An 8630-nucleotide genomic window follows, 5' to 3' on the forward strand; every position below is an offset into this window, starting at 1 on the left:
TTTGGGATAAATTGTGTGAACACCCCAACATTTAGTGTAGAACCCAAAAAAATAGTAGCACAAACCATGGCCATGGTTTGTGCTACTAATGTTAGTATGTTTCCGCGGACGAAGCGCTGAGCCTCCTCGTCGCCGGAAAAGAGCTGCTCCTGCATCGCTGCGCTAGCTTCGTCGCAAAAACATTGGCCTCGCAAGCTGCGGCCAATGTTTTTCCTGCGGGGTCTCATCACTCCGTTCTTCCGCTGGAGTCGCCGCATTGCGCTCCGAATCCTTGAGAGATTTCTTATGAAAAAGTAGATGAGGTAGTTACTCTCTTTAATAAGAAATACATGCTAACAACCGGTCTGGCCACGTAGACACCTTTGGGACAGCGAAGGCTGAAGCTGAGCCCACGGAAAGCGAAGTGGCCAGAACGGTTGGGGTATACACAGTTATTCATTTTGATTAGACTTTATCTACAGTCTGAAATGGCACTGGATAATTTCCAGTGCCATTCTTCTTTATAGAATATCCGACCAAATTTTGATGGCTGTCCCTAAAATCAACAGCGCCAAAATCCATTGCAGATATTTCGTATTCATTTTTTGGCCTAATTTCGCCCCGATTGGAGCTGCGATGATACTAGCCACAATCATGACTGCCGCTGGACCGTAAAGAATCTGGTCTGTTGCAATCTTGCCGATTGTTGAACCGATTGACGAGATGAACGTGATTGCAAGAGATGTGGCAATCGTCATGCGTGTCGGTATCTTCAGAACGACTAGCATGATCGGCACAAGGATGAATGCACCCGCTGCGCCGACGATGCCGGCTGCAATCCCGACTGCAAACGCCAAACCGGCCGCCAGCCATTTATTGAATGTCACCGCATCAGCCGGTTTATCATCCAAGTCTTTTTTCGGGATGAACATCATAATGACCGCGAGCGTCGCCAAAATCGCGTAAACGAAATTGATCGCCCCTTCAGAGATTAACGTCGAGCCATAACCCCCGATGAAACTCCCGATCAGGATAGCCCCACCCATATAAGTGATCAAGGTTTTATTCAAATAACCGCTGCCCCGGTATGCCCATACGCCGGCAATCGTTGCAAAGAACACCTGAATCGCGCTGATTCCGGAAACTTCATGCGCACTGAATGCCGTATAGCCAAGCATTACCGGTATATACAACAGCATCGGGTATTTGATGATTGAGCCGCCAATCCCGACCATTCCGGAAATGAAAGATCCGACGAATCCAATCAGAAAAATGACAATAATAAAATCAATACTCATTTGAATCCCACCTTTTCATAAGAGAAAAGGGCATCGTTTCCGACGCCCCTCCTTTAAACTCTTAGCCTTTCTGAATCCAGAATTTAAGGACGTCGCCATCTACTTGGTGATCCAGAAGGTCGTGGCCTCCTGATTTTGCCCATGCAGTCAAATCCGCTTTAGCACCTTTGTCAGTTACTAGGATTTCCAATACTTGCCCTGAATCCATTGCTTTCATTTCTTTTCTTGTTTTTACGATCGGCATTGGGCAAGCCAAGCCTTTTGCGTCTAATACTTTATCTGCGTTCATCATATTCTCTCCTTTGGGTTTGTTTTATTAGTCGATGTTCCGCAAAATAATTGCGCTTTCCACCCCGCTTGCTTCATCGCTGCGCTGCAGGAGCAGTTAGGTTTTACCATTATTTTGCTGCACATCTAGTCATATCTTATTGTGCCGAAGAATCTTTTAAAATCAATTTCTTTTATAAATTGTTACTTAACGGACTGCACAACGGTTCGGTCCGATTTCCATTTCACGCTGGACTTCTTCATCTGGTGTGATTTTGCCCATATTCGTTTTGCGGATGTCTTGGTAAGCGTTCGGCTGTGGCGGCAGGTTTTTCGTGACCATGTCACGGAATTCCTGTTCGTCGCTGATGTTCAAGCCGTGGTTCTCTTTGAACAATTCGCCTAGTTTTTTCGAAACGCTGCCGTCTTCGTTTAATTCTTCGATGATCATGAAATGCGCCGGCAATACTGTAAGCTCTCCAGCTAATTCCTGGAAGCGGCTGTACAGCGACTCGCGCAAATCGCCTACCCAGTCTTCTGCAAGCCCTGCAAGGTCTGGACGGCCGATTGAGTCGATGAACAGGATATCACCCGTCATCAAGTATTGGTCGTCAACGATGAATGACGTAGAACCGATTGTGTGTCCTGGTGAATACAGCGCTTCGACTTTCGTGCTGCCAATGGACGCTTCCAGGCCGTTCACCAATGCCTGGTATTCAAATACAACTTCTTCTGCATCAGCTGGCGGCAAGTAATACGTTGCGCCTGTTGCTTCAGCAATTGTTCTGCCGCCGGAAATGTGGTCGGCGTGAAGGTGCGTATCAAATACGTGCTTGATTACAGCGCCTTTTTCTTGCGCGAAGTCCAAGAAGATATCAGCCATGCGTGTTGCATCGATAACAGCGGCTTCGCCTTCAGAAATGGCCATGTACGACAAGCAGCCTTTTCCGATGCGGACGAATTGATACAATTCCCCGCCATTTTTCAAATCACCGACTTTTACTGGTTCCAAGTGTTCGCTCCAGGCTTTCATGCCTCCTGAAAGATAGGCCGAGTGGACGCCTTCTTCAGACAGCATTTCCGCTACCATGATGGAAGAACCTTCTTTTGCGCAGACAACTAAAATATCTCTGTCTGTCGGCAGGTCTGAAACCACTTCTTCGACGCCGTCCAATAAATCAAAATAAGGGATATTCAAATATTGGATATTGCCGCCTTCAATTTTCCAATCCGCAAAAGCATCGCCATTGCGTACATCCAGGATGAATAAAGGCTCGTTATTGATTACTTTTTTTGCTACTTCACCAGCAGCCATTGCTTTTACAGCCATAGATCAAGTACCCCCATAGGTATTATTTTAGGTAAAAAAATATTCATTTCTTAGAAAGTTAACGTTACGTCAGCGTCTTGTGCAAAATCAAGGAAAGTTACCGCTCCGCCTACTTCAATGCCGTCAACAAATGCTTCTTTTTCAAGGCCCATAACGTCCATCGTCATTTGGCAGCCGATGAATTTCACATCAAGTTCTTTTGCCATTTCAATCAGTTCAGGAATCGCAGGGACATTCGCGTTTGCAAATCCTTCTGCGAAATGTTCTTTGCCTTCTGGCATTGGAAGCTGTTGGTTCGCTTCTTTGTGGATCAAGTTCAAGCCTTCGAACGTGAAGAAAATAGCTACTTCGTGATCAGTTGCAGCTGCAGCTGTCGCGATGTTGAATACTTTATATGCTTCGAATAATCCGCCGTTAGAGGCGATGATTGCTGTTTTTTTAGTCATTTTCCAAACTCCTTTTAATAGGTTCTAGTTTAAGATCCATTACATTGATATTTCTTAACAACGGTGCGTCAAGGGCTAATGAAGCAATGCCCAAAACGTCCGGCGTGATTTTCAAAATATTACTTTTTAGTTGGAGTTATAGAGATGTTGCGGACTGGATTATTCAGTTTTGCCTGTCCAGTCGCGCATGCCCGGCACTACGTTCAATAATTTGCCGAATCCTTTTTTCGCCATCATTTCGCCAGCAATTCCGCTTCTGCGGCCAGAATGGCAAATGATGTGGATTTCATCTTGCGCCTGCAATTCGTTCATGCGGTTTTCCACTTCGCCAAGCGGGATGTGGATTGCGCCAGGAATATGCGCTTCTTCGAATTCATCCTGCTCACGGACGTCAAGAATCGTCAGTGATTCACCGTTTTCAACTTTGTCTTTAAACGCATCCAAAGAGATTTCAGGAATTGCGATTGTTTCTTCTTTTGAACCAGCCCCATCTTTGCGCAGGAAATGGCGCAAAACGTCGCCTTCTGTTTCAGTGCCGATGTATTCGTGTCCTGAGCTCTTCGCCCAAGCTTGAAAATCAGCAGTCGAACCTTTATCAGTTGCCTGAATTTCAAGCACTTCGCCTGAACCTAGGTTTTTCATCACTTTTTTTGTTTTTACGATCGGCATCGGGCAAGCAAGCCCTTTTGCATCTAATACATTTTCAGTTTGAATCATGAATTATCCTCCTATGATATCGCTGCGGCCAAGCCGCATTTATTTTGAATTATTCTGTAGCGCCTTCCCAAGCCATCATTCCGCCGTCCATGTTGATGACGTTGTATCCTTGGTTCTCAAGGAAGTTTGTGGCTTGGCTGCTGCGTCCGCCTGAACGGCAGACCATGATATATTCTTGTGCTTTATCCAATTCATTCATACGGAACTCCAATAGGCCCAGAGGGATGTTGACAGCTCCCGGAATTTTTCCAGCCGCTACTTCCGCAGGTTCCCGGACATCGATAATCGCCGCTTCCTGATTGGTTTCCACTAGGTTTTGCACTTCTTCTGGTGAGATCTGTTTCATCTTTTTTCCTCCTCTATCGTTTTTAGAGACAGCTTCCGCCTTAGCGGTAGCTGCTCATTCCGCCTCGTACGTTCAAAACTTTTTCAAAGCCGTTCTTTATCAAGATTTGGCTGGCTTTGCTGCTGCGCATTCCGCTTTGGCACATAACCACCACTTCTTTGTCTTTCGATAATTCGTCCATGCGTTTCGGCAGGTCGTTCAATGGAATGTTTTTGAAGCCTTTAACATGGTTTCCTTTAAACTCGCCTGGCGTCCGTACATCAACGAATTGTTTGTTTTTGCTGCCGAGCTGGGATTTCAGTTCTTCCGTTGAAATCGACTGCACGCCTTTTTGCGGAGATGTGAGACGGTATCCGAGCCACAAAACTACTGCACCGACTACAATCCATAAAAGAATATCCATTTTCATCATTCCCTCTCTATTCGGTTTGGCCGAGCCAATTAGATGAATAAGTTTACGTTGCCGTCTTCTGCATCGCCAAGATATGCTGCTACACCCGCATATTCGATTTCATCAAGCAATTCCAATTTGTCCAACCCAAGAAGATCCATTGTCATTGTGCAAGCTACCATTTTAATATCTTGCTCTTGTGCCATCTCGATTAATTGAGGAAGTGTCATGGCGTTGTGCTTTTTCATGACTTGCTTGATCATTTTCGGTCCCATTCCGCCAAAATGCATATTTGAAAGCCCTAATTTATCAGCGCCTCTTGGCATCATTTTCGCGAACATTGTTTCCAGTCTGCCTTTTTTCAGTTCCGGCGGATTTTCTTTGCGCAATGCATTCAATCCCCAAAATGTATGGAAAATCGTCACTTCGTGGTCGTATGCTGCAGCACCATTTGCGATAATGTAAGCTGCCATTGCTTTGTCGTAATCCCCACTGAAGAGTACGATGGTCGTTCTTTTAGTTTCAGTCATTTAATTGCCTCCATATTTTTACCCGTAGGGGTATTTTTCTCTTCAAAAAAAAGAGCGTTTTAAAGTGTCGCCGCACTTTTCATATACCCTACAGGGTATGTTAAAGCATATAGTTCTCTATGTCAACAGGAAACTTTTTTATCTACTTTTCACTAATAATTCGACTGCTTCTTTTACGACTGCTTCTGTGCCTTCGCCTTTTTCAATGCTTTGGCGGACGCAAGATTCCAGGTTATCACTGACTACCACGCCGATTGTGCGGTCGACAGCACTTCTGATTGCGGAAAGCTGCATGACTACATCGCGGCATTCGCCATCATTTTCAACCATTTTCAGTACGCCCCGCAATTGGCCTTCGATCCGTTTCAGCCGATTTTCAATGCGTTTATCGTATGCCATCTTTCGTTCCTCCTCGAAATAAATATAAGAGATGTGTTGTTTATACCCTTTATATTATACCCCTTAGGGTATAATGTCAATCATTTGAATCCTATTTTTTTCGCAGCAGTCGAGTTCGCACCTGTCTCTTCTATTAGATTACTGGATGCTGTTGTCGATTGCGTTGATCAATCGTTTTTCAATATCCTCAGCGATGGCTTGGACATCCTGATCTTCTACCATTGAAATCATCGCTGTCGGTTTTGGCATACCGATTTTCACGCTGCCGCCTTCTTCGTAGACAACAATCTTACAAGGCAGGAAATAGCCGATCATTAAGTTAGACGATAGCACTTTGTTCGCTTCTTTCGGGTTGCACACTTCGAGAATGGTATACGGCGTGCTGAAATCTTCACCTTTTTCCTGCAGTTTTGCCGTTAAGTCAAAATTCCATAAAACACCGAATTTCTCATCTTTCAGCTTTTCTTCTAAAGACTGAACTGCTTGGTCCATCGTTTTATCCGTTTCCACCGTGTAATTGAACATGTAGCAGCACTCCTCTTCTAATTTGATCTTCCCCATTACCCTACCCGGTATAATTCAGCTTAAACATTCCACTCGCTTCTACTATATAGAAAAGGGCTGGATATCAGCCTGCAGCTCGAGTTCGACGTTGCCTTTGATGGCTCGGCTGATCATGCAGGAAGATTCCGCTTTTTCCGCAAGCCGGTGCGCCAGTTCGATATCTTTTTCGGAGGCATCTGTTTTCAAGACCACTTGCGGGCGATGAATGATTTTTTTATAAGTGATCACGCCTTTTTCCACTTCTACGATTCCTTCCGATTGCATTGTCAGGGATTCTTTCTCCAAATTGCTGCGCTGCATCATTGCTGCCAGTGTAATGATGTAGCAAGTCGCGGCTGCTCCAAGCAGCATCTCATCCGGATTGGTACCGACACCGGGACCGTCCATTTCCGGCGGTATGGAAATCTGCGTCTTCAAATTCCCCGATTCGATTTCTCCGACATCATTGCGCAAGCCCGGCCAATCCGCTTTTAAATGAAAACTGTGTAAAGCCATGCAGTTTCTCTCCTTTAATGGTAACGTCATTATATAGATAAAATCATTTCATCCGATTTCTTTATTATTTCAGTGCACATAGGCATTAAGCAAGCAAAAGGAGCTAACTAGAATGGATATCACACTAAGGCAAGCCCGGCCTGAGGATGGAACAGCGGCAGCTCCGCTCATCGTCAATGCCATCGGAGACATCGCCAATCACATGACTGCACAGCAAGAGCCGCAATTGGTGCTGGCCAAAATCAGTGATATGGTGCGCGGCAAGCACACACGCCATAGTCACCGCTTCACGTATATAGCGGAAGTCCAAGATGCTATTGCCGGTGTGCTGGTGCTTTACCATGGCAGCGAAGCGGAAGCGCTTGACCGCTTTTTGTATGATGAGCTAAAAAAAAGCGGTCATGATCGGACGATTGAAAAGGAAGCCCATCTCGATGAATGGTATATCGATACCGTATCGGTTGATGCCGCTTTCCAAGGAAGAGGCATAGGCACGGCATTATTGAGCCACGCTGAAAAAGTTGTTTCAGCCGAAGGAGGCGGGAAGCTGTCGCTGAATGTCGATACAGGAAAAGAAGCAGCCATCCGCCTATACCAAAGGCTCGGCTATACGATTTCCGAACCGTGGACCATTATCGGAGAACCATTTCACCATATGGTCAAAGCCATACCTGCATCCCCTTGCGACGAAGCTAACGCAGCGATGCAAGAGCAATAGTATTCCATTGCCCAACATTAGAAAAAGGGGCTGTCCACTAAGTCTGTTATTCGACTTAGTGGACAGCCCCTCTTTTTTGTTCATTTGAATTTCATATACAGCTTTTCCCGGCGGTCTGCAAATACCGGTATGCGTTTTCGAACTTCTGCCACTTCAGCCAACTCGATCTCTGCGTAGCCGATTCCCTCTTGTTTAGCCATATCCAGACGGATTTCTCCCCATGGCGCGATGACCATCGAGCTGCCGCCGAATTCATTTTTCGGATCGCGGCCGATGCGGTTCACCGCGACGATAAAGCATTGGTTTTCAATAGCGCGCGCCTGCAGCAGAATGCGCCAATGGTCAATGCGGGCTTCCGGCCATTCCGCCGGCACGAAAATAACTTTCGCCCCGTTCAGCGCTTGCGTCCGGATCCATTCGGGGAAACGGATGTCGTAGCAGATGACGCCGCCGCAAACCGTGCCCTCGAGTTCGAACGTACCGAGGCCTGCTCCTTCTTCCAGGTGGATATGCTCATCCATCAACCCGAAACGGTGGGCTTTGTCATATTCCGACACCAGGCTGCCGTTTTTATCCACTACATACATCGTGTTGTAGAAGCCATCCTGTTTTTTAGTGGACACGGAGCCTCCCACGATATTGACGCCATGCTGCTTCGCAAAATTCTGCAGAAATTTAAGCGTCCGGCCATCGCCGTCCGCCAGCGTTTCCAATTCCGTCAACGCGTAGCCTGTATTCCACATTTCCGGCAGGACAATGGTTTCTGCCCCGTTCGCTGCAGCTTCTTTCAAATAAGCCTCCACCTTTTCAAAATTCACGTCAGGCTCCCCAAAAGCGATATCCATCTGTACGCACGCAATCTTCATTTCATTCTCCTCCAGTAGACAAGTTAAGTTAAACTCTATAAGATTTGGAATAGAAGTGCAATTATTTAGAAAATGAGGGACTATTATATGGAATTTTCAAACCGCCTGCAGCAATTGCCGGACCAATTCTTTTCGAAACTTGCATCCCGTACGAAACAAGCGATGCTGCAAGGGCGCGACATCATCAACCTCGGGCAGGGCAATCCGGACCAGCCGACGCCTGCCCATATTGTCAAAGAAATGCAAGAAGCGGTTGCCGACCCGCAAAATCATCGGTATTCCCC

At 46.2% G+C, this 8630-nt stretch carries 13 protein-coding genes and 1 pseudogene; 2 read left to right on the forward strand and 12 right to left on the reverse strand.

Features of this window, described 5'->3' with window-relative positions; translation table 11 throughout:
- Positions 1-500: 500 nt before the first annotated feature.
- The 11 genes from EGV91_RS16680 to EGV91_RS16730 form a co-directional block, all read right to left on the reverse strand.
- Positions 501-1277: a sulfite exporter TauE/SafE family protein gene (locus tag EGV91_RS16680; protein ID WP_135505727.1), complete on the reverse strand. Its 777-nt coding sequence runs from the start codon at positions 1275-1277 to the stop codon at positions 501-503.
- A gap of 61 nt (positions 1278-1338) precedes the next feature.
- Positions 1339-1566 carry a sulfurtransferase TusA family protein gene (locus EGV91_RS16685; RefSeq protein WP_135505729.1) on the reverse strand — a complete coding sequence of 76 codons (228 nt, stop codon included), beginning with the start codon at positions 1564-1566 and terminating at the stop codon, positions 1339-1341.
- Positions 1567-1752: 186 nt separating this feature from the next.
- Positions 1753-2874 (reverse strand): MBL fold metallo-hydrolase, encoded by a 1122-nt coding sequence (locus EGV91_RS16690; protein ID WP_135505731.1) that lies wholly within the window; start codon positions 2872-2874, stop codon positions 1753-1755.
- 50 nt (positions 2875-2924) lie between these two features.
- Positions 2925-3320, reverse strand: coding sequence for a DsrE/DsrF/DrsH-like family protein (locus EGV91_RS16695; protein WP_135505733.1), 396 nt, complete (start codon positions 3318-3320; stop codon positions 2925-2927).
- A 159-nt stretch (positions 3321-3479) separates the two neighbouring features.
- Complete coding sequence (locus tag EGV91_RS16700; protein WP_135505735.1) at positions 3480-4037, reverse strand: sulfurtransferase TusA family protein; 558 nt, start codon at positions 4035-4037, stop codon at positions 3480-3482.
- A 49-nt stretch (positions 4038-4086) separates the two neighbouring features.
- Positions 4087-4383, reverse strand: coding sequence for a rhodanese-like domain-containing protein (locus tag EGV91_RS16705; protein ID WP_135505737.1), 297 nt, complete (start codon positions 4381-4383; stop codon positions 4087-4089).
- 40 nt (positions 4384-4423) lie between these two features.
- A complete protein-coding gene (locus EGV91_RS16710; protein ID WP_135505739.1) occupies positions 4424-4786 on the reverse strand; it encodes a rhodanese-like domain-containing protein in 363 nt (120 codons plus the stop codon).
- A gap of 38 nt (positions 4787-4824) precedes the next feature.
- Complete coding sequence (locus tag EGV91_RS16715; protein WP_135505741.1) at positions 4825-5304, reverse strand: DsrE/DsrF/DrsH-like family protein; 480 nt, start codon at positions 5302-5304, stop codon at positions 4825-4827.
- Positions 5305-5442: 138 nt separating this feature from the next.
- Positions 5443-5703, reverse strand: a complete 261-nt coding sequence (locus tag EGV91_RS16720; RefSeq protein ID WP_135505743.1) for a metal-sensitive transcriptional regulator — start codon at positions 5701-5703, stop codon at positions 5443-5445.
- A 138-nt stretch (positions 5704-5841) separates the two neighbouring features.
- A complete protein-coding gene (locus tag EGV91_RS16725; RefSeq protein WP_135505745.1) occupies positions 5842-6228 on the reverse strand; it encodes a DUF302 domain-containing protein in 387 nt (128 codons plus the stop codon).
- A gap of 81 nt (positions 6229-6309) precedes the next feature.
- Complete coding sequence (locus tag EGV91_RS16730; RefSeq protein WP_135505747.1) at positions 6310-6762, reverse strand: OsmC family protein; 453 nt, start codon at positions 6760-6762, stop codon at positions 6310-6312.
- A gap of 112 nt (positions 6763-6874) precedes the next feature.
- Between EGV91_RS16730 and EGV91_RS16735 the strand changes: the two genes are divergently transcribed.
- Positions 6875-7480 (forward strand): GNAT family N-acetyltransferase, encoded by a 606-nt coding sequence (locus EGV91_RS16735; protein WP_135505749.1) that lies wholly within the window; start codon positions 6875-6877, stop codon positions 7478-7480.
- Between the two features lie 80 nt (positions 7481-7560).
- Here the strand turns inward: EGV91_RS16735 and EGV91_RS16740 are convergent, their stop codons facing one another.
- Positions 7561-8346, reverse strand: coding sequence for a carbon-nitrogen family hydrolase (locus EGV91_RS16740; protein WP_135505751.1), 786 nt, complete (start codon positions 8344-8346; stop codon positions 7561-7563).
- Positions 8347-8433: 87 nt separating this feature from the next.
- On the opposite strand from EGV91_RS16740, the pseudogene EGV91_RS16745 reads away from it, so the two are divergent.
- Positions 8434-8630, forward strand: a pseudogene (locus EGV91_RS16745) (LL-diaminopimelate aminotransferase); the annotation flags it as partial.

Source organism: Planococcus koreensis (genome assembly GCF_004761975.1).
GTDB lineage: Bacteria > Bacillota > Bacilli > Bacillales_A > Planococcaceae > Planococcus > Planococcus koreensis.

What these genes read in the sequence shown, in the direction of transcription:
- EGV91_RS16720 (WP_135505743.1), bottom strand. Translation starts at nt 5,703, where the DNA reads ATGGCATACGATAAACGCATTGAAAATCGGCTGAAACGGATCGAAGGC.
- EGV91_RS16700 (WP_135505735.1), bottom strand. Translation starts at nt 4,037, where the DNA reads ATGATTCAAACTGAAAATGTATTAGATGCAAAAGGGCTTGCTTGCCCG.
- EGV91_RS16695 (WP_135505733.1), bottom strand. Translation starts at nt 3,320, where the DNA reads ATGACTAAAAAAACAGCAATCATCGCCTCTAACGGCGGATTATTCGAA.
- EGV91_RS16710 (WP_135505739.1), bottom strand. Translation starts at nt 4,786, where the DNA reads ATGGATATTCTTTTATGGATTGTAGTCGGTGCAGTAGTTTTGTGGCTC.
- EGV91_RS16735 (WP_135505749.1), top strand. Translation starts at nt 6,875, where the DNA reads ATGGATATCACACTAAGGCAAGCCCGGCCTGAGGATGGAACAGCGGCA.
- EGV91_RS16730 (WP_135505747.1), bottom strand. Translation starts at nt 6,762, where the DNA reads ATGGCTTTACACAGTTTTCATTTAAAAGCGGATTGGCCGGGCTTGCGC.
- EGV91_RS16685 (WP_135505729.1), bottom strand. Translation starts at nt 1,566, where the DNA reads ATGAACGCAGATAAAGTATTAGACGCAAAAGGCTTGGCTTGCCCAATG.
- EGV91_RS16740 (WP_135505751.1), bottom strand. Translation starts at nt 8,346, where the DNA reads ATGAAGATTGCGTGCGTACAGATGGATATCGCTTTTGGGGAGCCTGAC.
- EGV91_RS16680 (WP_135505727.1), bottom strand. Translation starts at nt 1,277, where the DNA reads ATGAGTATTGATTTTATTATTGTCATTTTTCTGATTGGATTCGTCGGA.
- EGV91_RS16690 (WP_135505731.1), bottom strand. Translation starts at nt 2,874, where the DNA reads ATGGCTGTAAAAGCAATGGCTGCTGGTGAAGTAGCAAAAAAAGTAATC.
- EGV91_RS16705 (WP_135505737.1), bottom strand. Translation starts at nt 4,383, where the DNA reads ATGAAACAGATCTCACCAGAAGAAGTGCAAAACCTAGTGGAAACCAAT.
- EGV91_RS16725 (WP_135505745.1), bottom strand. Translation starts at nt 6,228, where the DNA reads ATGTTCAATTACACGGTGGAAACGGATAAAACGATGGACCAAGCAGTT.
- EGV91_RS16715 (WP_135505741.1), bottom strand. Translation starts at nt 5,304, where the DNA reads ATGACTGAAACTAAAAGAACGACCATCGTACTCTTCAGTGGGGATTAC.